General features: G+C 53.1%; 18 protein-coding genes. 10 read left to right on the forward strand and 8 right to left on the reverse strand.

Annotated features, from left to right (window positions below; genetic code table 11):
* From CHH67_RS03515 to CHH67_RS03525, 3 genes are all read left to right on the forward strand, one after another.
* The coding region (locus CHH67_RS03515; protein WP_244908071.1) for a toprim domain-containing protein at positions 1-532 on the forward strand (532 nt) is incomplete at its 5' end.
* Positions 533-543: 11 nt separating this feature from the next.
* Positions 544-3,003, forward strand: a complete 2,460-nt coding sequence (gene gyrA / locus CHH67_RS03520) for a DNA gyrase subunit A (RefSeq protein ID WP_095263605.1) — start codon at positions 544-546, stop codon at positions 3,001-3,003.
* Between the two features lie 395 nt (positions 3,004-3,398).
* Entirely contained in the window at positions 3,399-3,830 is a 432-nt protein-coding gene (locus CHH67_RS03525; RefSeq protein ID WP_095263606.1) for a MarR family transcriptional regulator, read from the forward strand.
* A gap of 81 nt (positions 3,831-3,911) precedes the next feature.
* On the opposite strand, the gene CHH67_RS03530 is transcribed toward CHH67_RS03525, so the two are convergent.
* The 3 genes from CHH67_RS03530 to CHH67_RS03540 all read right to left on the reverse strand — a co-directional run bounded on the left by CHH67_RS03530 (position 3,912) and on the right by CHH67_RS03540 (position 7,711).
* Positions 3,912-4,646, reverse strand: a complete 735-nt coding sequence (locus CHH67_RS03530) for an RluA family pseudouridine synthase (protein ID WP_095263607.1) — start codon at positions 4,644-4,646, stop codon at positions 3,912-3,914.
* A 3-nt stretch (positions 4,647-4,649) separates the two neighbouring features.
* Positions 4,650-5,513 (reverse strand): class I SAM-dependent methyltransferase, encoded by an 864-nt coding sequence (locus CHH67_RS03535; protein WP_095263608.1) that lies wholly within the window; start codon positions 5,511-5,513, stop codon positions 4,650-4,652.
* Positions 5,514-5,695: 182 nt separating this feature from the next.
* Entirely contained in the window at positions 5,696-7,711 is a 2,016-nt protein-coding gene (locus tag CHH67_RS03540) for an endonuclease MutS2 (RefSeq protein WP_095263659.1), read from the reverse strand.
* 598 nt (positions 7,712-8,309) lie between these two features.
* Between CHH67_RS03540 and pepF the strand changes: the two genes are divergently transcribed.
* Positions 8,310-10,109, forward strand: a complete 1,800-nt coding sequence (gene pepF / locus CHH67_RS03545) for an oligoendopeptidase F (protein ID WP_095263609.1) — start codon at positions 8,310-8,312, stop codon at positions 10,107-10,109.
* Positions 10,110-10,202: 93 nt separating this feature from the next.
* Here pepF and CHH67_RS03550 read toward each other — a convergent pair whose 3' ends face one another.
* On the reverse strand, positions 10,203-12,527 hold the full coding sequence (locus CHH67_RS03550) for a PAS domain-containing protein (RefSeq protein ID WP_244908072.1): 2,325 nt from the start codon (positions 12,525-12,527) through the stop codon (positions 10,203-10,205).
* A gap of 293 nt (positions 12,528-12,820) precedes the next feature.
* Between CHH67_RS03550 and CHH67_RS03555 the strand changes: the two genes are divergently transcribed.
* Positions 12,821-13,174, forward strand: a complete 354-nt coding sequence (locus CHH67_RS03555) for a hypothetical protein (RefSeq protein WP_095263610.1) — start codon at positions 12,821-12,823, stop codon at positions 13,172-13,174.
* 184 nt (positions 13,175-13,358) lie between these two features.
* Here the strand turns inward: CHH67_RS03555 and CHH67_RS03560 are convergent, their stop codons facing one another.
* Together CHH67_RS03560 and CHH67_RS03565 are read right to left on the reverse strand one after the other, a co-directional pair.
* Complete coding sequence (locus tag CHH67_RS03560) at positions 13,359-14,294, reverse strand: aldo/keto reductase (protein ID WP_095263611.1); 936 nt, start codon at positions 14,292-14,294, stop codon at positions 13,359-13,361.
* Complete coding sequence (locus CHH67_RS03565; protein ID WP_095263612.1) at positions 14,291-15,319, reverse strand: Gfo/Idh/MocA family protein; 1,029 nt, start codon at positions 15,317-15,319, stop codon at positions 14,291-14,293. The genes CHH67_RS03560 and CHH67_RS03565 overlap by 4 nt, the downstream gene beginning before the upstream one ends.
* 123 nt (positions 15,320-15,442) lie before the next feature.
* Here CHH67_RS03565 and CHH67_RS03570 point away from each other — a divergent pair, with 123 nt between their 5' ends.
* The 3 genes from CHH67_RS03570 (at position 15,443) to CHH67_RS03580 (ending at position 17,591) form a co-directional block, all read left to right on the forward strand.
* On the forward strand, positions 15,443-16,279 hold the full coding sequence (locus tag CHH67_RS03570) for an AraC family transcriptional regulator (protein ID WP_095263613.1): 837 nt from the start codon (positions 15,443-15,445) through the stop codon (positions 16,277-16,279).
* 196 nt (positions 16,280-16,475) lie between these two features.
* Complete coding sequence (locus CHH67_RS03575; RefSeq protein ID WP_095263614.1) at positions 16,476-17,063, forward strand: hypothetical protein; 588 nt, start codon at positions 16,476-16,478, stop codon at positions 17,061-17,063.
* A gap of 207 nt (positions 17,064-17,270) precedes the next feature.
* A complete protein-coding gene (locus CHH67_RS03580) occupies positions 17,271-17,591 on the forward strand; it encodes a thioredoxin family protein (RefSeq protein ID WP_095263615.1) in 321 nt (106 codons plus the stop codon).
* A gap of 177 nt (positions 17,592-17,768) precedes the next feature.
* On the opposite strand, the gene CHH67_RS03585 is transcribed toward CHH67_RS03580, so the two are convergent.
* Positions 17,769-18,431 carry a class I SAM-dependent methyltransferase gene (locus CHH67_RS03585; RefSeq protein WP_095263616.1) on the reverse strand — a complete coding sequence of 221 codons (663 nt, stop codon included), beginning with the start codon at positions 18,429-18,431 and terminating at the stop codon, positions 17,769-17,771.
* Positions 18,432-18,542: 111 nt separating this feature from the next.
* Positions 18,543-19,202: an LbetaH domain-containing protein gene (locus CHH67_RS03590; protein ID WP_095263617.1), complete on the reverse strand. Its 660-nt coding sequence runs from the start codon at positions 19,200-19,202 to the stop codon at positions 18,543-18,545.
* Positions 19,203-19,388: 186 nt separating this feature from the next.
* Here CHH67_RS03590 and CHH67_RS03595 point away from each other — a divergent pair, with 186 nt between their 5' ends.
* Positions 19,389-20,699, forward strand: coding sequence for an extracellular solute-binding protein (locus tag CHH67_RS03595; RefSeq protein ID WP_095263618.1), 1,311 nt, complete (start codon positions 19,389-19,391; stop codon positions 20,697-20,699).
* A 69-nt stretch (positions 20,700-20,768) separates the two neighbouring features.
* Positions 20,769-21,647 carry a carbohydrate ABC transporter permease gene (locus tag CHH67_RS03600; RefSeq protein WP_095263619.1) on the forward strand — a complete coding sequence of 293 codons (879 nt, stop codon included), beginning with the start codon at positions 20,769-20,771 and terminating at the stop codon, positions 21,645-21,647.
* The last annotated feature ends 84 nt before the right edge of the window (positions 21,648-21,731 follow it).

A 21,731-nucleotide genomic window follows, 5' to 3' on the forward strand; every position in this document is an offset into this window, starting at 1 on the left:
GGCTGATATTTTGAAAAACGAGGAGTACCGGGCGATTGTATCGGCGATTGGAGCTGGAATCGGCACCGAATTTTCCTCGTCGGACAGCAATTATTCCAAGATCATTATCATGACCGATGCGGACACCGACGGCGCACATATTCAGGTGCTGCTGCTCACGTTCTTCTATCGGTACATGAAGCCCCTCATTGATGAGGGCAGGGTCTATATAGCCCAGCCGCCGCTCTACAAAATCGCCAGCCGTTCAGGCAAGCTGGAAACGGTGCGATATGCGTGGACGGAGGAGCAGCTGGCTAACTATCTGAAGGAATTCAAAAATTATGAGCTGCAGCGCTATAAGGGGCTCGGCGAGATGAACCCGGATCAGCTGTGGGAAACGACCATGAATCCGGAGACACGGACGCTGCTGCAGGTCCAGATTGAAGATGCGGCCAAAGCGGAACGGCGCGTATCGACGCTAATGGGAGACAAGGTCGATCCGCGCAAGCGCTGGATCGTGGAGAACGTCGATTTTGCCGAGTCTGAGGAATAGAAGGTGAATGAATGAGTTTATCCGAGCAGTTTTTACCCGCGTATTTGGAAGAGGTTGTCGGTGACCGTTTTGGACGGTACTCGAAATATATTATTCAGGACCGGGCGATTCCCGATGTTCGCGATGGCCTGAAGCCGGTTCAGCGCCGCATTCTGTATGCGATGTATGATTCCGGGAATACCCCGGACAAGCCATATCGCAAATCGGCCAAGACGGTCGGAGACGTGATGGGGAACTATCATCCGCACGGCGACAGCGCGATCTATGAAGGCATGGTGCGGATGGCCCAGCCGTGGAAGATGGGGCATGTGCTTGTGCAGGGTCACGGGAACTGGGGCTCTGTGGATGATGACCCGGCGGCGGCTATGCGTTACACGGAAGCGCGCCTGTCTCCGATTGCGATGGAGCTGCTGCGCGACATTGAGAAGCGCACCGTATTGTTCAAGGATAATTTTGATAACACGGCGAAGGAGCCGGTCGTGCTTCCTTCGCGTTATCCGAACTTGCTGGTGAACGGAGCGAGCGGCATTTCCGCCGGATTCGCCACGGAAATTCCGCCGCATAATTTGCGTGAGGTGATCGATGCGTGTATCGCGGTCATGCAGAAGCCAGATATTGAGCTGGCTGACATTATGACCTTTATCAAAGGGCCGGATTTTCCAACCGGCGGCATCATCATGGGGCGGGAAGGCATCCTCGATGCCTATCGCACCGGCAAGGGACGCATATACATCCGGGCGAAGACCGAGATTGAATCGCTTCGCGGCGGCAAGCAGCAAATCGTCATTACCGAGATTCCGTATCAGGTGGTCAAGTCGAGACTGGTGACTGCGATGGAGAACATCCGTCTGGAGAAGAAGGTTGAAGGCATCGCTGAAGTTCGGGATGAGAGCGGCCGCGACGGCCAGCGGATCGTCGTTGAGCTGAAGAAGGATGCGGATGCGAACGGGATTCTCGCGTACCTGCTCAAGAAGACGGATCTTCAGGTCAACTATAACTTCAACATGGTGGCGATTGTGAACAAAACGCCGCAGCAGCTCGGATTGAAGGCGATGCTGGAAGCCTACATCGCCCATCAGCGCGAAGTGGTGACCCATCGTACCCAGTATGAGCTGGAGCGTGCAGAAGACCGTGCGCATGTGCTTGAAGGGCTTGTGAAGGCCTTGAACATTTTGGATGAGGTCATCAATGCGATTAAAGCCTCCAAGAACCGCCAGGACGCGCAGAAGAATTTGGAATGGATGTTTGGTTTTACGGAGCGGCAGGCAGATTCGATTCTGACATTGCAGCTGTACCGCCTGACCAATCTTGAAATTCATCAGCTTCAGAAGGAACTGGATGAGCTGAAGAAGAAGATCGACAATTTACGCTCCATTCTGGACAATGACAAGAAGCTGATCGGCGTGATTCGCAAGGAGCTGCTTGAAATCCGGGAGAAGTACGGCGTCGACCGCCGTTCCGACATTCAGGATGAAGTGGAAGAGATCAAGGTGAATCTTGAAGTGCTCGTTAACGCGGAGGATGTGCTTGTGACACTGTCCAAGGATGGTTACATCAAGCGGACCAGCATGCTGTCCTTCACCCGCTCCGGCGGTGAGCTTGAGAGCTCGGGCGTGAAGGAAGGCGATTATATTACACGTCTGTTCGAAGTGAACACGCTGGATAGCTTGCTGATCTTCACCGATCGCGGACAGTATTTCCTGCTGCCTGTTCACCAAATTCCGGAGTACAAATGGAAGGATGCGGGAACGGCGATCGTGAATGTTATCCAGCTGCCGAAGGAAGATTCCATCGTCTCTGTGATTCCGGTGTCCAATCTTGATGAGGCTGGCAAAACCCTGGTGTTTGTTACCCGCAAGGGACAGGTCAAGCGGACAGAGCTGAAGGATTATGCCACGAAGCGGACCGGCGCGGTAGCGGCGGTGAAGCTGGCTGCAGATGATCAGGTCTTGAGCGTAACGATGAGTGATGGCACCAAGGAAATGATGCTGGTAACGAAGGGTGGCATGAGCATTCGCTTCCGTGAGTCGGAGGTGAACAGCATGGGACGCGTGTCCGGCGGCGTACGCGGCATTCAGCTTCGGGATGACGATGAAGTCGTGGCTTCGCTTTGGGTTGAAGAAGATGAAGGCGAAGTGCTCACGATAACGGATCTCGGCTACGGCAAGCGCAGTCTGCTCATCGATTATGCGGCGCAAAGCCGGGGAGGCAAAGGCATCGTCACCTTCGAATTCAAGGAAGGCAAGCGCGTCAAACCGAACGGAAATGTTATTGTCGGTGCGTTCTACTGCCGTGAACCGATGGATATTACGGCGTATGATCAGCATGGGCAGCCTTATCTGATTCATTCGGAGAAAGTTCCGATTGCCGAACGCAAATCTGTCGGCAAGCTGCTGGTGGATGTTGGCAAGAACGGTATTGTGCAGGATCTGGTCGTGCATCCGAAGCCGGAGCAGAACAAGGAAGGCTGACGGCGGGGACGATTGTCGCAATTTTGTAAGCCTGATCGGTTGTTATGAACCATCCCCTGGAAATTCATTGGTAAATCCAATGGCATTTTCAGGGGATTTTTGTGTGTGCGAGTGCAGATTCATCGCAGGTTACCTCCGCGAATTTAGTTTGCACTATACTACATAAGTAACTATGTGTCGAATTAAATGGAAACATGAGATGCCTTGAATGACAAGGGATATCAGGAAATGTCGTATTGTTGGAAATTATATTTTTTTACGAAAAAAGCAGGAATATGGAAGAGCAAGCGCGAAAGTTAATCCTATAAATAAACAGGAACTATGTATGCCATTACATCAATAGGAAGACGGGGTGTATCCCAAGCGGGTGCGCAACCGGAAAGGACGGGATAACGATGTATACAGCCGAGTTTGCCAAGGTATGGTCCAAGCTGGCCAAGGATTACAAGCTGCATATGGAGGGGGGGCTCGCGCCCTCGTTAACGGAAGCGCAGTTAACCGTACTTGAGGTGCTGGAGGAGCAGCAGCGCATGAAGCCCTCGGATTTTATTCCTTATCTGGCCACCAGCCCTGCGGCAGTCACGATGCTCCTGGACCGGATGGAGAAGAACGGCCTTATTTTGCGAGAGCGGGATGAAGAGGATCGACGCATTGTGTGGGTCACGATCTCATATAAAGGGAAGGAAGAGTACAAGCGGGGCCTGGAAGTCCGCGACGAGTATTTGTCACAGGTGTTAAGCCGGATATCGTCGCATAATCAGCAGCTGCTTATCTATTTGCTCGGCAAGATCAGCACAGCGCCCCAGGAAGCGCTGGTGGAGGCTTAACAGACATAGAGCCCCTGATGCAGGAAGGGAATAGGATGCTATTCCATCTTCAAGCACCAGGGGCTCTTATAATTGAATGGGTCAGTCTCGCAGCTGCAGTGCACGCTGGATCAGCTTCGGCTGGAACAGGCTCCATGGATGCGCCGCAGGCGGCATGGCCTGGATCACAATCTCTTCCTTGCTGGTCGGATGAGGGAACCCGAGCTGCACGGACCATAAGGCAATCTGCTGGCCCGCCTTGTTCAAGCGGCTGCCGTATTTCTGGTCCCCGTACAGCGGGTGACCCAGTTGGCTTAACTGAACGCGAATCTGGTGAGGCCTTCCGGTATGAAGCTCGATAAGCACCAAAGACAGTTTGTCATTTGTGGCCAGTACGGTGTAATCCAGCACCGCTTCCTTGGCTCCCTCGGTTCCTTTCGGGACGACGGACACCGTATTGGTTCTGGAATCCTTGTACAGCATATCCACCAGACGACCGTTCGCTTTGGACGGAGTGCCGTGAACGACGGCAACGTAACGTTTGCGAAGGCTGCGGCTGCGGACGGCTTCCGACAGGCGTGAGGCTGCCTTGGACGTTTTGGCGAAGACCATAGCCCCGCCGACTGGTCGGTCAAGGCGATGGACAAGTCCGAGGTATACATTGCCCGGCTTGTTATAGCGTTCCTTGAGATCCTGTTTCAGAATCGTCAGCATATCCGGGTCGCCGGTCGCATCTTCCTGGGAAGGTATGTTTACCGGCTTGCTTACGGCAAGCACATGATTATCCTCGAACAGTACGTCGATGTGCGGATAGACTGTGCGGTGTTCACCGCTCATCGCTTACGACTCCCAGCGACCGAGAATGCCGCATGGAAGGTTTAACCCTGAACGGGTAATCGGCAGCCCGATTTCACCCGCGGTAATCGTCCCTCCGAATTTCGGCTTCATGGTCATGGTCAGCATATTGTTCAGCACGGACGGGGAAATTCCTGTTGTGTAGGAATTGATAAGCATGAACAGCGGCTGATCGGAAATGATCTCAAGACAGCTCTCCAGGAACGGGTAGAGACTGTGCTCCAGCTTCCACGTCTCGCCTCCGGGACCGCGCCCGTAAGATGGGGGATCCATAATGATGGCGTCATAACGATTGCCGCGGCGCTGCTCGCGCTGTACGAACTTGAACACATCATCCGTAATATAGCGGATCGGGTGATCCGCCAGCCCGGACAATGCGGCATTCTCCTTCGCCCATTGCACCATGCCTTTCGCGGCATCGACATGAACGACCTGCGCACCCGCCGATGCGGCGGCTACCGTTGCCCCGCCCGTATATGCAAACAGGTTGAGCACCCGGATCGGCCGTCCAGCGGCTGCAATCTTGTCCATCATCCAGCGCCAGTTGGCTGCCTGTTCAGGGAACAGCCCGGTATGCTTGAAGCTGGTCGGACGAATATAAAATTTGAGCCGGTCATAGGAAATCGTCCACCGTTCGGGAATCTGCTTCTTCATCTCCCACTGTCCGCCTCCGGACGAACTGCGATGATAATGCCCGTGCACATTTCGCCATAATCCGTCCTCTTGCTTGATCGGCCATATAATTTGCGGATCGGGCCGGCGAAGAATGACATCGCCCCAGCGCTCCAGCTTCTCGCCGCCTCCGGTATCAATGACCTCGTAATCTTGCCAATCTTGAGCTACATACATGTTGATAACCATCCTCTAAACGTCATTTGGATTTTATTGTACACCAAATGGTACGCGAAATGCTACCAAGCAGGGAGGAGCTGAGTGTTCGTTTCAGCCGGATGGAAAGGAGGCGGCTAAAGAGCCGCCCGCCTAGATCCGTAAGTTCGAACATAAGCAGATACGGAAACCTCTGCTTTGCATCATGGGGATTCCGGCTTCGTTTCAATCGTCAGCCCTTCGACATGCTTGCGTTTCATCAAATTTCGCTTTTTGCGGTTTTCCTTACTCTCAAATACGATGTCCAGATCGTATTCCTCCGGATATAGCTCCTCCGCACCGATAAAGGGCTTCAGCCGCTTGTGATTGATCCGTATCTTATCGTTCTGGATCATGACGCCGACATTCCCTCTTCCGTCGGGCAGGTCATACACCGTGCCGCTGCGTTTCAAATAGGGGATATATACCCTGTCGCCCAAGCGAAATTTCGGCCGGGACGCTGCTTCATTGGCGGCATGTTCTGCTTCCGTAACCGCTGGCTCTTGCCGGAAGGAGGGAAGTGCAGTCTCCTCGCTATCTGGCACCGCCGGTTGGCTGCTTATGACCGTCTCGCCCAGGGATGCGTCCTGTGCGTCCTGGTCCGATCCGCGTTCGCTGATGCGATCAGGCTCATGGTCCAGAGACAGATCGACGCTACGGCCGAGCTGTGAAATTTCCCGGGATCTGGCGATGATCGCTTCCGGGATGCCCAGCCTGGCTGCGATGACAAAGGCGTAGCTGTGTCCGGCTTCGCCGATACGCAGACGGTATAGCGGCTCCAGCGTTTCGGTATCAAATTCCATGCGGGCATTTTCAAACCCCGGGGAACGGGCGGCGAAATTTTTGATCTCGGTAAAATGGGTCGTGACCACGACGGTTGCCTGACGCCGGTGGAGCTCCTCAAGTATGGCGATGGACAATCCAACGCCCTCCCCCGGATCGGTACCGGAGGCCATTTCATCGAGCAGGACAAGCGTGGATGTGCCGGCCGTTAACAATATATCTTTGATATTCCGGATATGGGCCGAGAAGGTGCTGAGCGCATGCTCCAGGCTCTGACCGTCTCCGATGTCGACAGCCACTTCCTCGAAGATGGCGCATTCGCTTCCCTCCTGAACCGGCACCAGCAGCCCGGACTGCACCATCAATGTGATCAGCCCGATCGTCTTGAGCGCCGATGTTTTGCCGCCGGTATTCGGACCGGTAATGATGAGAGTTCTGTAGCCCCGGCCAATCCGAAAATCCAGCGGAATCATGGCCGCGCCAAGCAGCGGATGAACCGCTCCTATCAGATGGATGTATCCCTCCTGATTCAGGCTTACATTGCGCCCGCCGATGGCCAGTGCATACTTGCCCCTTGCGAGTATAAAATCATACATGCCAACCGTATCGACATTGATTCTCAGCTCCTGTTCATATCGCTCCGTCAGACCGGTCAGCTCGCTTAATATTTTTGTTTCCTCCTTGGCTTCCTCGCTTTGCAGCAGGCTCAGTTCCATCTGGAGCGAAAGCAACTCTTGAGGCTCGATAAATACCGTCTGGCCGCTGGCCGATTCGTCAAGAAGGGTCCCTTTGATCTGCTTGCGATACTCTTTCTTGACAGGGAGCACGTAGCGCCCGGCACGTTTGCTGATGACATGCTCCATCAAGATGCTTTGATGACGGTTAAGCAGCTGGTCCAGCTTTCGTTTGATCCGCTCCTCGGTCACCTGGATTTTTTTGCGGATCTTGGCGAGCTCCTTGCTGGCATGATCGACGATGCGGCCGCCGTGAATGCTGGTTTCAATTTCATTCAGCAGCTGGTCCAGCTCTTGCATGGAGGCTGCATAGCTTGAAATGGTGGGGGCGAGCTCGCCTTTGGCGGCCATATACTTGATCAGCTGGCAGCAGCTCCGCAAAAACTGGGCAATATGCCCTAAATCGCGCTCGGTCAGCACATACCCGGTACCGAGCAAATCCAGCACGAGCTCAATGCCCTCGAGTGAAGGTAGGGGGACGCTGGCCCTTGCTTCAAGCAGCCTCCGTGCTTCCTCGGTTTCCCCCAGCCGGTGTCTGATCGCTTTCGGCTGCGTTAACGGGGCGAGCTGCTGGATATGTCGCTGGCCGAGGTAAGTGACCGCATAGTGCTCCAGCTCCGCCCGAATTTTGGAAAACTCCAGTTTGCTCATCGCTTCATTCATTATTTGGTTATTCATCGCTTCTCGCTCCTTTGATAGGTAAGTTCCCTTGCATACAATATCGAGCCCATATAAAAAAGCGGCAAGTGAACAGGGTTCACTTGCCGCCGGAAGAAGGGTACACGCTCACAAGATACTTGAAACAAGCCTTGCCTTCGGTCAGGGGTGGGCACCGGAGCGGTGCTGACCGGGGAAAGCAGAAGGCAAAAAAACCGTGCTGAACTACAGCACGGCTCGAATGTATCTTATCAGAGTGAACCCGAAAAGGGCTTCAATTGATATCCGTAGTTCTTAACTAATTCAACGGACAGAATCGGCACAGCAAAATAAACATGCCCGAAATCCGGGACACGCACATAAAAACTGGCAAGCTCCATCCATATGAAATTTGGTTAGTTAAGAACATTCACCGACATCAAAATCTCTCCTTATATGAAAGGGTATGGCCTAACTATAAAACTGCGGGGATGCGGAAGTCAATAGGCAGACTCATAAAATGTTTCATTTGCTTCCAAACTTGTTTTGTCGTTCAGATTGCGTTACGCTGGAATTAGTAACATTAGGGATTTTTTAACGAGGAGAGACAGGAGGAACTGTATTTATGGGGAAAATGCTGACACGCGCAGAGGTTCCTGTCCATGAGACGTGGGACCTGACCGACTTATTTCCGTCACAAGAGGCATTTGAGAAAGGCTTGGAAGCTGTTCTGAAGCAGGCAGAATCACTTACCCGATTCAAAGGGCGCCTTGGCGAAGGAGCCTCCGTGCTGCTGGAATGCTTGAACGAACAGGAGGCGCTATTGGAGGAAGCGGGGAAAGCGGCTGCCTATGCCCGGCTTCGGCAATCCGAGGACGGCACCAATCCGCTGAATCTGTCCAATTCGGCGAAGTCCGGCGATGTGATGTCTAGAATTATGTCATCGCTGACCTTTGTTGAATCCGAACTGCTGGAGCTTGAAGACGGCTGGCTTGACAGGTATCTACAAGAAGAGAAGGGGCTGGCCTCGTACGAACGCAGCCTTAAGCTGCTGCTTGACACGAAGCCGCATCGTCTGACCTCTGAAACGGAGCAGGTGCTGGCCTCACTGGGCGAAGTGCTTGGCGCACCTTACCGGATCTATTTACGCGGCAAGCTGTCGGATATGACCTTTGAGGATATCGGCGAAGGCGAGGAGAAGCAGCCCGTATCGTTCCGCCTCTATGAGAATACATATGAGATGAGCGAGGATACCGAACTGCGCCGTGCGGCTTATGCTTCCTTCAGCAAGTCGCTGCAAGGGTCGCGCCACACGTTTGCCGAAGCCTATGCAACCGAAGTGAAGAAGCAGGTCATCCTGTCCCGCCTGCGGGGATACTCCTCCGTAACGGAGATGCTGCTGAAGCCGCAGCAGGTTACGACCGAGATGTACGATCTCATTCATGATACGATCCTGACAGAATTGGCTCCACATATGCGTCGGCTGATGAAATTGAAAAAGCGGGTGCTCGGCCTGGACAAAATGCTGTTCTGTGATCTGAAAGCACCGCTGGATCCGGACTTCAATCCAAGCATTTCCTATGAGGAAGCATGTTCGACCATCCGCAGTGCGCTTGCGGTGCTCGGACCGGAATACGGGGAGATCGTGGATTCCACCTTTACGAAGCGCTGGGTTGACTATGCCGACAATATCGGAAAATCCACAGGAGCCTTCTGCTCTTCAACGTATGGTGTGCACTCCTACATTCTTGTGACGTGGGCGAACAACATGCGCAGCGCCTTCACGCTGGCGCATGAAGTCGGGCATGCCGGACATCTGATGCTGGCAGGGCGCAATCAGCGCATCACCAATGCCCGTCCATCGATGTACTTCATTGAAGCTCCGTCGACGATGAATGAGCTGTTGCTGGCTGATCATCTGATGAAGAACGCGGAAGACAAACGGATGCGCCGCTTCATTATTCAGCAGCTTCTCAGCACCTACTATCACAACTATGTGACCCATCTGCTGGAAGCAGAACTGCAAAGAAGAGTGTACCGCTGGGCAAGTGAGGATCATGCGATTACAGCCGATAAGCTGTCCGAGCTGAAGGGACAGGTGCTCTCTGATTTCTGGGGCGACGCACTTGAACTGGATGAAGGGGCGAAGCTGACCTGGATGAGACAGCCGCATTATTATATGGGATTGTACCCGTATACGTATGCTGCGGGCTTGACCGCTTCGACGGCGGCGGCCCAAGTGATCCGCGAGGAAGGCCAGCCTGCGGTGGACCGCTGGCTTGAGGTGCTGAAAGCAGGAGGCAGCCTGGAGCCGCTGAAGCTGATGGCGCTGGCCGGAGTGGATATGTCCACATCCGAGCCGATCTCCCGCGCCGTTGCGTATGTCGGTTCCCTGATCGATGAGCTTGAAGCGTTGTACGAGTAAGTCATATCCGGAATTCATGACATTAAGCGAACAACATATATAGGAGAACAACCCCAAGGGCCCGTTGTGAAGGGCCCTTGGGGTTGCTTCAGTTTAAGCATCGGCAGGTTTTCCCATATCATGCGGAACCGAGGGGGGATCTGACCTCTCAGCCGTGTGACTGCGCTCATCCCACAATTCCAAAGGAACCGTAAAATAGAAGCAGGACCCTTCATTTTCACGGCTGTCTACGCCAATGGCGCCGCCCATGAGCTCGACAAGCTTTTTGCTGATGGCCAAGCCGAGGCCGGTTCCGCCATACTTTCGGTTCAAGAAGGGGTGGAGCTGGGAGAAGGACAGAAACAACTGATGCTGCTGTTCAATCGGAATGCCGATCCCTGTATCCTTCACTTCAAAAGCGAGGGTAATCTCCTCCTTGCCGGAGCAGGTCATTCCTTTGGCAGACATGAAGACACTGCCGCGTTCCGTAAACTTGACGGCATTGCTGATCAGATTCACAAGCACCTGGCGCAGCCGGATCGGATCCCCGATGACGACTTTGGGGACAGTTTCGGCGTCGAGGCTGCAAGTGAGTTGCAGCCCTTTTTCCCGGGCCTTGCCGGAGAACAGATCAATCACGCTCTGCATCAGGGCCCGCAGGTCAATCGGTTCCTTGTTCAACGTCATTTTACCGGTTTCAATTCGGCTGTAGTCGAGTATTTCATTTAGCGTATGCAGAAGGGAGGTGCTGCTTTCCTTCAGAATCTTCGTAAACGTCTGCTGCTCCTCATCCAGACTGGTGTTCAACAGCAAATCGATCATGCCGATAATCCCGTTCATGGGCGTCCGCAGCTCATGGCTCATCATGGACAGAAACTCGGACTTGGCCTGATCGGCACGCTCGGCGGTTTCTTTGGCGCGGATAATGTCCTTCTCGCTCGTAATATCGCGGAATACAAGCACCGCTCCTTTCAGCTCGCCCTGGTCCCATATCGGATTGACCTGATAGTCTGCCAGAAAGCTGGTTTCGTCCTGTCTCCACAGCACAATCTCGGTGCGCGACAGCGATCGGCCGCCTCTCACAGCCTCCACGATCGGTGAATCCTCCTGATAGAAATTCCCGTCCAGGCGCATTTCCCTGATAAGGTGATAGCAGCTCAGTCCGATGATGGATGCAGGCGCGATGCCGAAGATAGCGGCCCCTGCCGGATTAATAAAAGCTACCCGACCTTCCTGATCCAGACCGACAATTCCTTCGGAGACGGTATTGAGCAGAAGGGTCAGTTCGCGGCTGAGCTTCTTGTTTTCTTCCAGGGAGCGAATGCGATCGGTGATGTCCCGCGTAATGCCATATACGCCCACCACTTCGTCGTCCACGATAATTGGGATATTGACCGTGTTGATTTCAACCAGATGCCCGTCTTTGTGCTTGATCGTCAGATCATAGCTTTGAGGCTTGCCCTCTTTCGCCATGTTGAAATGATACAGCGTCTTGGGCAAATCCTTCTCGGCCACAATCGGGCCGAAATACATTCCGATAAGCTCGTCCAGCGTGTAGCCGGTCAGCTCCTGCAGATTGCGGTTGGCGGTCATGTATTCGCCGTCCAGGTTCATGGAGTACACGGCCGATGGATTGTATTCAAACAGGGAGCGGTAACGCTGCTCGCTTTCCTTCAGTTTGAACTCCATTCTCTTGCGTTCGGAAATATCGCGGGCAATGTACAGCATTTCCGTATGCTCGCCTTCCTCGCGGCCGATGATCGGCTTGCAGTTGACTTCAAACCAGATGTGCCTGCCATCCCTGTGAATATAGCGAAACGTAATCGGCCTCGGCGGTTCGCTGTGCTGGCAGAATTGCAAGTATTCCTTCAGCGGCGCGACATCTTCCGGATATATATAGTCAAAGGCGCTGTTCCCCTGAAGCTCTTCCGGATGATATCCCAGCAGCTTATAGCAGGCGGGAGAGCAGTAGAGGAAGACGGCATTATCCAAGGTCGTCCTGGATATAAAGTCTTGAGAGTTTTCAATAATCTGTCGGTATTTGTTCTGGTTTTTGAGGAACCGCTGGTTCACGCCGGTGGGATGGCATGTAATAAGAAGCAGCTCCTGGTCGCCGGAGGGGCTTCGCAGGCGTGTATATTTCAAGGATAAGGTGTCTAAGCGGTGATCGGGCCGGAGCATGTCCAGAACCGTTTCAACCACTGGCTTGTGCCCGGTGCGAAGCTGCTCGTATGCGCTGTGAATGAACGTCGGAGAGAATTCGCGGATTTCCTTCCGCTTCGTCTGCATAAATTCTGTTTCGCTGCCCCCGAAAAATTGATAAAAGCTGCGATTGGCCCATACCCATTCGTCCTGTTCCGGAGACAGGAGCGCAAGACCAACCGGTAACTCGTTATATAGCTGTTCCCAAACCCATTCCTGTGATGAAAAAAATATCAAAAGGCTCACCCCCGTCAACTTACACTTACATGAACTGTAATAAGATGAAATGAAACGATAGCATGCATGGCAAAGGCAGCCCAAAACTCCATCGCGCTTGATCAAACCCGGAAATGAAATACTTGCTCTATGTAAATATACGACATCCCCCAGACTTTCTCCTTGAATATATGTTTCTTGCTTGTATTACCCGTCTGATGGTGAATTTAAACGGAAAAAGAAGCGGGTAGGCGAACACCCTCGTCAAGGCAAATGCATACATTACGGTGAGATGATATAAAAGGAGGAGTACCATGTCAACCTACCCGGGACAACAGCTGCTGTTCCAGTGTGATCACCAGCTGGTCAATTCGATGAAGAAGCATAAAGAGCATGCGTACCAGTCGCTGCAAAAGGCGCTTCATCACAAGGTAAGAGTGCATACGATGGATGACGAGATCGTTGAAGGGGTCATTATCAATGTGGATGCAAAAAATGTCTACATCCATATCGAGCATGATCCAAGGGGACTGTACCCATACGGGCCACGGCCTAGACCGCCTTACCCTCCATATGGCGGATACCCGCCGTATCCTGCCAATCCGTACTACTCCAACGTGATTCTTCCATTGGCCCTTTTTAATCTGCTGGCAGTGAGCCTTTTATAGGAGAAGTGACCTTTCTATCGTGGATTTGACCTGCGGCACAGCGCAGGTTTTTTTTCGTGGGGAGATGGACGAGGCTGCCGATGAAACAGAAGTACAAACGACCCTCCTCATGATGTGAGAAGGGCCGTTTGTATGCATAGCGATTGATACGAATTAGGGCGGTAAGCTGATAAGCCCCTAGATGTTACCGGTCTGCACTCAGATCGAGCCAGTTCAGCTCTTCGCGCGTCAGCTCAATTTGTGCGCCTTCCTCGCAGGAGCGCAGTTCCTCTGGCGTCTGGGCGCCAATCAGGGCACAGGTCGGAAACGGCTGGTTCAGTACATAGGCAAGCGCGATCTGAATCGGCGTTACGCCTTTGTCTTTGGCCAGCTGCTTCGCCCGTTCCAGACGCTCCCAGTTGTCGTCGTTGTAAAAGACGCGAACGAGATCCGCATTATCGCGCACTTCAGGCGTGAAGCGCCCGGTGAAAAATCCGCGGGCCTGGGATGACCACGACAGAAGCGGGAACTGCTCGGCTTCATGCCAGTCGCAAGTCTCTTGGTCTGCTGACACGCAGCCTGTCCAGAAGGGCTCATTCGGCTTGGCCAGACTCAGATTGGGGCTGCTGAATGTGAAACCGACCAGTTGATGCTCAGCGGCATACGTGTTGGCTTCCTGAATGCGCTGCCACGTCCAGTTGGAGACACCGATGGCGCCGACCTGGCCGGATTTGATATAGGTATTCAGCGCTTCCACAATTTCGCCGGCCGGAACCGAAGGATCGTCACGGTGGAGGGCATACAAATCAATGAAATCGGTGCGAAGCCGTTCAAAGCTTGTAAGAATATCCTGTTGAATCGCCTTCGGGTTTACCCGGGGCCCATTCTGATCATGATGAGCGCCTTTGGTCAGAATGACGAGCTGATCCCGGTTACCTCTTTCCTCCATGTAGCGCCCGATCACCTCTTCGCTTTGTCCGCCGCAGTAGATATGTGCCGTATCAATCGAATTGCCGCCAATGGCTAGGAAGGCGTCGAGATTGGCCGCAGCCTTCTCATAGTTATCATGATAGAAGTAGTCCGAGCCTTTCATTAGTACGGAGACCGGTTTGTTTAATCCCTGGATTGAAATATACTTCATGCTTTTAGCTCCTCTCCTGGATATGCATTTAATGTGATTCTGGTCCGCTCATGAGCGGATTGAAGGCAGGCATCAATCACCCGCATATTGTGCACGGCATCTTCCACAGGGTAACGAAGCGGCCTGCGGGATATGATCGCCTCCGCCAGCTCGTCGGCCTGCTCACTGTATGCGTTTACATGGGGGACATCCATCTGATGGCGCTCCCCCTTGGCCGTGAGGAAGAAGTGGCCGCCGCCTTCGGGGAATGTGTAGGCATGAGGCACTTCAATGATGCCCTCTGTCCCGATGATTTCAAGCGGATTACGGAAGGCAGCCCACATTCCGCAGTCAAAGGTAAGCGAGACGGAGCCTTCAAATTCAACTAATCCGGAAGCCATCATATCGACATGATCATGCTCAGGCGAGAAGAGGGCTTGCACGGTGACGGCTTGTGGTTCCTGTCCAAGCAGCAGCCGGGCCGCATTAATCGGATAACAGCCGATGTCATAGATCGAGCCGCCGCCCCAATCTTTACGGAAACGAACATTGCCCGGATTTCCGGCACTGTTGAAGGTAAAGGCACTGTGGATGGCGCGAACCTCGCCGATCGCTCCTTCAACGATCAGCTTCTTGATCATGTCGTAACGCGGATGATGGCGGTACATGAATGCTTCGGCCAGGTGCATTCCTGTCCGCTCAGCAGCATCTGCCATCTCGGCAGCTTCCGCTTCAGTCAGTGCCAGCGGCTTCTCGCACAGCACATGCTTGCCTGCTTCAAGTGCCCGGATGCTCCATTCCTTGTGCAAATGATTCGGGAGCGGAACATAGATGACATCGATGGACGGATCCTCCAGCAGTGCTTCATAACTTCCGTAGGCTGTAGGAATATTCAACTCCTCCGCCGTCTTCTTCGCTTTCTCTTCGTCGCGGCTTGCTATCGCTGCAACTTCATTCAGACGGGAATTGGCAACACCAGGAATGACAGCACGCTTGGCTATGCTGGCACAGCCCAGAATTCCCCACTTCAGCTTGGGTGCGCTCATGGCTCGAAATCAACTCCTCGGATACGATTAAGATTATATTGCGATTATAAAAGACAGAAATTAAAATTGATATAATATTATTTTGCAATCGATTATAACAATATTGTTCTATGGAGGGACGGGATGAAACGACAAATCGTGCTGCTCACACTTCCGCAAATGCCCTTCTTCTGCTTCCCGGAATCGGTTGGCGTCTACCAGGATGAACCTGATCATAGCGTATCCCGTTCTGCGGGGGCACTCAACAACTTTAATATTCATTACGTCGCTTCAGGGAAGGGCTATGTTGAGCTCGACAATAAGGTCTATCCGCTCGGACCGGGGGAGGCGGTGCTCTATTTTCCGATGCAGCAGCAGCGCTATTACAGCAGCGAGGACGAGCCTTGGGATGTGCGCTGGTTTCATTTTTACGGCAGCGGTTTGCGGCATTATCTCATTGAACGAGGCTTCCACAAAAGCCAGCTGTGGACCATCCGGCAGCGCGCTGCCTTTGAACAGGCCCATGAAGAGCTGTTGCACGAGGCGGAACAGCACCGGATGCTGAACCCGAGACGATTATCGATACTGACTTATGCGCTGCTGACAGAATTCGTAGAGCAAGCTTCCCCGCTGTCCGGCCCGAAGTCGGGGACTTCGGAACATCGGATTTTGGAGATTCTGCCGATGATGCAGCAGGAAGCGGTGCAGCCGTTCATTCTGGAGAAATGGGCGGAGCGGATTGGGGTGAGCACCTATTATTTCTGCAAATTGTTCCGCAGCGTGATGGAGATGACGCCGATGGAGTTCATCACCCGCTGCCGGCTGCAGATGGCTAAGCAGTGGCTGGTGGAGCGGAAGGAGGACACGATTGGCACCATTGCCGTGGATGCCGGCTATCCCAGCGTCAGTTACTTTAACAAGAAGTTTATGGAGCATGAAGGGATGACGCCGTCGGCTTACCGCCGATTGTATAACGGTTAGCACACGGCCCTTTTGTAACGGATAAGAAGTTCATCCTAAGCTTCCCAGACTTTGGTCCAGGGCTGCATCGCTCCAAGGTCCAGGTCAGATTCACTGCCTGGGTCGGTGTTGTCCCGGGTCTGCCTTTCATACAATGAAGTTAATCAATGTTTACCGAAAGGTTAAACCGAACGTTAAGGTATGGGGGAAACGGGAAATGAACGGGAATCGAAACATTTATGTGCTGCTGACGGATACGGGGACGATGTTTACACGCCTGATCAAAAGGGTCACTGCTGCGCCTTACAATCATGCCTCGATTGCACTGGACGAGAAGCTGTCGGAGGTCTACAGTTTTGGACGCAAATGTCCGGGCAATCCGTGGATTGGCGGCTTTGTAGAAGAGAATGTATATGAAGGGACGTTTCGTAACTTTCCAAGCACGAGATGTGCCCTGCTCCGTCTGGAACTGTCGCAGCTTCAGTATGACGAGGTGAATCGGGTCATTCGGCATTATAAGGAAGAAGAAGACGATTATCGCTATAATTTGATCGGATTGTTCGGCTTGCTGATGAGGCTGGATATTACGAGGGACAAGAGCTATTTCTGTTCGCAGTTCGTAGCAGAAACATTGCGGCAGAGCGGGGTTCGGCTCTGGGATCGTTCATCGACGGTGGTGACACCGCATGATTTCATGCTTCATCCGGCCTTGACCGTCGTATATGAAGGCATGCTATACGATTACCCGCTTCTTGACCAGGCGAGACTTGCGGACGCACGGCTCAATATGCATTCTGCTGTATAAGCTGCAGCGCCAGCATCCCGAATCGAGAATGTACAAGGCGATTACAGGGTAATGGCGTGGTTAAGCGCTGCCGGCTGGCGGCGGATCGTATGCTGACGGGGAGGGGGCTATATGAGAGTAACTGGGCGAGAGGTTGTGTTTTCTCACTTACTGTTATATAGTGACCTATATACCGACGACAACGATGTTTAAAAGGAGAGGCTGCAAGTGGACAGAATCCTAACAGAAGAACAGTTTCAGCAATTGATTCAGCGTGATCAATATACGGTGTTGAAGTTTGATACGACGTGGTGCCCGGATTGCAAAAATCTGGACCGCTTTATCGGCGATATTATCGCGGAGAATGCAGATAAGGAATTTTATGCGATGGATGCGGAGCAGTTCCAGCCGATTGCCGAAGCCAATGAGGTGCGCGGCATCCCGAGTCTGCTTGTCTATAAAAACGGAGAGAAAGTAGCCCATCTGCACAGCAAATTTGCGAAAACGCCGACCCAGGTGAGAGAATACTTGCAGTCGCTGGAAGGGTAACGAAGACGGATAGGCCGAGTAGAGGCCAGCGCGAATACCAAGCTGCCGAATCGAAGGCCGACGCTTGATTGCACACAACCAAAATCCTTAGCTGTCTGTATATCGATACAGAAGCTAAGGATTTTTTTGGTGTCGATATCGGCTCATTACCTATGATCCTCGGCTGCCGCTGCCGCTTCAGGCGTCAGAAGGTTTATGAAGCACGGCCCGGAAGCAGTGCAGCCCGCCCCACATTTCGGTATATAGCGCGTCAGGCGGCAGCCTGAAATCGGTCTCCCCCGCGAAGGCAAAGCCAGCCTGCTGCAGTGTCTGCTGGATGTTCTCCAGATGAACCGCTGGATAGTCGAAAGTAAGCACCAGCAATCCGCCAGGTTTGAGAGTGCGGTAAAACTCCCCAATGGCTGCTGATTGGTCCTCAGGCGTCATGTGTTCCAGCACCGAGATGCAGAACACCCTGTCGAATTTCTCGCGGTCATAAGGCAGATCCGCCAGATTGGCATGGGCAAGATGCAGTCGATGCTGCCAATCGCTGGCTTGCCGCTGCGCAGCATCCAGTCCAAAATCGCGCGCGATGTCCTCCAGAATTTGCGGCCGGGATGTGATTCGCGGGTCGATATCGCAGGCATGAACCTCCCGGCTGACCTCAGCCAGCGCAAACTTGAATGGATGAGATATCCCGCATGCTGCATCCAGCAGCACATCGTCCTCGCGAGCAAATGACAAAGCCCAGGCATATTCATACGGTCGGCTCCACCATACCGGCGGCAACGGGTGGATCAGATGATCCCTCCGGGCATCCGATTGCAGGATGAAGCGGGAGGTGGTTACATGATCAGGCAACGAAAGTCCCCCTTTATTGATAGCGCAAGCTACATAAATTCAATAGATATATATTCCGTATAAGCCGGATCATGTTGAACTTCTCGCTTAGAGCGGAAAAAATTAGACAGATTACGAGCAGGCCAGGCCGCAGGAACAGCGGCGATTGCCAAACAGCAAGGTATAGCTGGAGGTGAATTCGCGATTCACTGCGCGTACGGCTGCGGCAAATTCATCGGCATTACGCGGGATCGGAGGCAGTTCATCGGCTTTCTGCTGGGTATCAATGACGGCCCCTGGCGGAACGAAGCGATGGCTGTCTACAACGATATGGCCGGTGACGACAGCGTTGCTGGAGATATACACATTACTTCCGACGATGGCCTGAAACACAAGCGATTGGAAACCGACAAAGGAACGCTCCCCGATGTAGGCCGGCCCGTGTACGATCGCCCCGTGCGTTATACTAACATCACGGTCGATATAGATGGAATAATGGCGCCCTTTAACCTCAACCCGCTCATCGTACAGGCCATGCAGGATCACGCCGTCCTGCAGGCTGGCGCGTTCTCCTATATAGAAAGGGGAGCCTTCATCGGCACGGATGCTGGCATGCGGAGCAATAAACACATGCGGCTTGATCGTCACATCCCCGATGACGCTGCTGAACGGCCCCACGAATGCGGTTGGATCAATCGCAGGATACATGGACTTCGGCTGGAAGCTGGTGACCGGGCTCGGCCCGATATAATGGACAAAAGCATTCTGAGGCGCATTGGACATCGTGTTCATCTTCGAACCCCCTTACACGCGAACATTGGTTTATTGTATGTGCGGTGCGGCACAATGGCGACTGCCTATATACGGAAGACATGGAAGACCGTAATTTTTCTACCCTGTGACCGCCATTCGTCCCCTTACCAAAAGACAGCGCTACCATTACAATGAGTCTAGCAAATGAAAGGGGGCTTACTAGAGATGAAAAAATGGATAACCGTGCTTTGCTTCACATTGATCACATCTGTCTTGCTTGCCGCATGCGGAGGAGGAAACGGCACCGGCAGCGGAAGCAGTGAAGGAAAGGTGCGCATCAGCATCTGGCATAACTGGACCGGGCAGGATGCCAAGGCGACAGCGATGCGCCAGATTATCGAGGATTTCAAAAATGACAATCCGAATATTGAGGTTGTTGACGAAGGCTTGCCTACGGACGGGTTGAGAACACGGCTGCGCACGGTGGCTGCCGCCGACGAAATGCCGGATCTGTTCGTAATGTGGCCGGATGCGATGACGAAGGAGTTCGTGAACGGCGATCTGCTTCAGCCAATCGATGAGGAGCTTGCAGCTAATCCGGAATGGAAGAACAACTTTATTCCGAATGCGCTGGATGGCTATACCGTGGATGGCAAAGTCTACTCCGTGCCGATGAACCTGGCACCTACTTCTTTTATTTATTACAACGAGGCGATCTTCAACCAATATGGTGTCAAGGTGCCAACGACCTGGGAAGAGCTGGAGACGGCGATTCAGACTTTTAATGACAATGATGTCATTCCGATTGCGCTTGGGAACAAGGCCAACTGGGTCGTTCAATCCACCCTGTTCAGCACGCTGGCTGACCGCATTACCGGCACCGATTGGTTCCTGAAAGCAGTGGAGCAGGACGGCGCGAAATTTACCGATCCTGAGTTCATTGAAGCGCTGAACGTGCTGAAAAGCCTGGGTGAGGCCGGTGCTTTCCAGGAAGGGTTTAACAGCATTGACGAAACCCAGATGATGCAGCTGTATTTCCAGGGCAAAGCCGCGATGGTGATCAACGGCGGTTGGGCGCTTGCGAACCTGGTGAACAACGCGCCGGCAGAAGTGCTGGACAACACGCATATTACAATTTTGCCGGCCATTGACGGCGGTAAAGGCGAGGCGAACGTCACTTCCGGAGTGGTTGGAACGGGTCTTGGCGTGAGCAAGAAGCTCGAAGGAGCGCGGAAGGAAGCAGCGATGAAGCTGTTCTATGCGCTGGCTGGACCTGACGGTCAGAAAGCTACGCTGGACAGCAGCACGCTTGTCAGCTACAACATTGAACTGGACAGAAGCAAGGCCCATCCGTTGTTTGTGGAGCTGTATGAGCTGATGCAGGATGTGAAGATTACACCGGTATACGATTCCAAGCTGGGATCGGCGGCAACAGAGGTGATCAACAACGGCCTGCAAGATCTGCTGATGAACGGAAAAGCCGAGGATGTTGCTCAAAAACTCCAGGATGCCCAGGCGCAGGCCGCAGGCAAGTAAGCTTTACGTCAAGCGATCCCCCTTCCCGGTGAGGGAGGGGGAATTTCATTTCAAGGGAGTGTGAGCTGGATGAACCTACTGCAAAACCGCCGCTTTATTATGACAGGGCTGGCGCCGGCGGTGATTCTTTACGCCCTGTTCGTTTTTGTCCCGGTAATATGGTCGGCGTATTACGGATTCTTCGATTGGTCCGGCATTGGCGAGGCCAGCTATATCGGGCTGCAAAACTATGCTGAAATATGGCGTGATCCGATATTCTGGCGAGCGTTAAAAAACAACATTATATTCGTTCTCGCCTCGGTATTCGGACAGATTCCGATTGCGCTAGTACTGGCTGTGCTGCTGCATAAAAGCAGCCTGCTTCACCGATTTCTCCGTTCGGCTGTGTTTCTGCCGATGGTGCTGTCCACCGTTGTGATCGGGATGATCTGGCAGTACATCTATCATCCGCAGATCGGCATCTTGAACTTTCTGCTGAACACGCTGGGGCTGGATAGCTGGCGACTGCAGTGGCTGTCCGATCCGGTGATCGCCATTTATTCCTTGGTGCCGCCGCTGATCTGGAGTTTTGTCGGGCTGTATCTGATCATCTTCGTGTCGGCGCTGCAGAACATTCCAAGCGAAATTCATGACGCTGCCAAAATCGACGGTGTATCGGGTCTGAGAAAACTGGTCAGTATCACGCTGCCCATGATCAAAAACACGGTTCAGGTCGCCATCATTTTGTGCATATCGGGAAGCTTGAAGTCATTTGACCTGGTGTTCATCATGACCAAGGGCGGACCGGCTCACGCAACGGAGCTGCTGGCTACGTATATGTACAACTCCACATTTACGACTTACCGCTATGGCTTCGGCAGTGCCATCTCAACGACGATTGTGATCATCAGCTTGCTGCTGATCGGAACGAGTCAATGGCTGGCCTCCAGGAAGAAAGATGCGGTGTAATCATCGGCCGATCCGCGTTTATCCCCGAGATGAACGTACGCTGTAAACAGATAGATAGAGGTGTTATAGAGAGAGGAGGAGACG

Origin of the sequence: Paenibacillus campinasensis (assembly GCF_002272015.1) — a bacterium.
Taxonomy (GTDB): domain Bacteria; phylum Bacillota; class Bacilli; order Paenibacillales; family Paenibacillaceae; genus Paenibacillus_AQ; species Paenibacillus_AQ campinasensis.

Coding starts and splice junctions, on each gene's coding strand:
- CHH67_RS03560 (WP_095263611.1), bottom strand. CDS start 14,294: ATGAAGTATATTTCAATCCAGGGATTAAACAAACCGGTCTCCGTACTA.
- CHH67_RS03540 (WP_095263659.1), bottom strand. CDS start 7,711: ATGAATGAAGCGATGAGCAAACTGGAGTTTTCCAAAATTCGGGCGGAG.
- CHH67_RS03530 (WP_095263607.1), bottom strand. CDS start 4,646: ATGAGCGGTGAACACCGCACAGTCTATCCGCACATCGACGTACTGTTC.
- CHH67_RS03525 (WP_095263606.1), top strand. CDS start 3,399: ATGTATACAGCCGAGTTTGCCAAGGTATGGTCCAAGCTGGCCAAGGAT.
- CHH67_RS03555 (WP_095263610.1), top strand. CDS start 12,821: ATGTCAACCTACCCGGGACAACAGCTGCTGTTCCAGTGTGATCACCAG.
- CHH67_RS03575 (WP_095263614.1), top strand. CDS start 16,476: ATGAACGGGAATCGAAACATTTATGTGCTGCTGACGGATACGGGGACG.
- pepF (WP_095263609.1), top strand. CDS start 8,310: ATGGGGAAAATGCTGACACGCGCAGAGGTTCCTGTCCATGAGACGTGG.
- CHH67_RS03570 (WP_095263613.1), top strand. CDS start 15,443: ATGAAACGACAAATCGTGCTGCTCACACTTCCGCAAATGCCCTTCTTC.
- CHH67_RS03600 (WP_095263619.1), top strand. CDS start 20,769: ATGAACCTACTGCAAAACCGCCGCTTTATTATGACAGGGCTGGCGCCG.
- CHH67_RS03535 (WP_095263608.1), bottom strand. CDS start 5,513: ATGTATGTAGCTCAAGATTGGCAAGATTACGAGGTCATTGATACCGGA.
- CHH67_RS03565 (WP_095263612.1), bottom strand. CDS start 15,319: ATGAGCGCACCCAAGCTGAAGTGGGGAATTCTGGGCTGTGCCAGCATA.
- CHH67_RS03595 (WP_095263618.1), top strand. CDS start 19,389: ATGAAAAAATGGATAACCGTGCTTTGCTTCACATTGATCACATCTGTC.
- gyrA (WP_095263605.1), top strand. CDS start 544: ATGAGTTTATCCGAGCAGTTTTTACCCGCGTATTTGGAAGAGGTTGTC.
- CHH67_RS03590 (WP_095263617.1), bottom strand. CDS start 19,202: ATGAACACGATGTCCAATGCGCCTCAGAATGCTTTTGTCCATTATATC.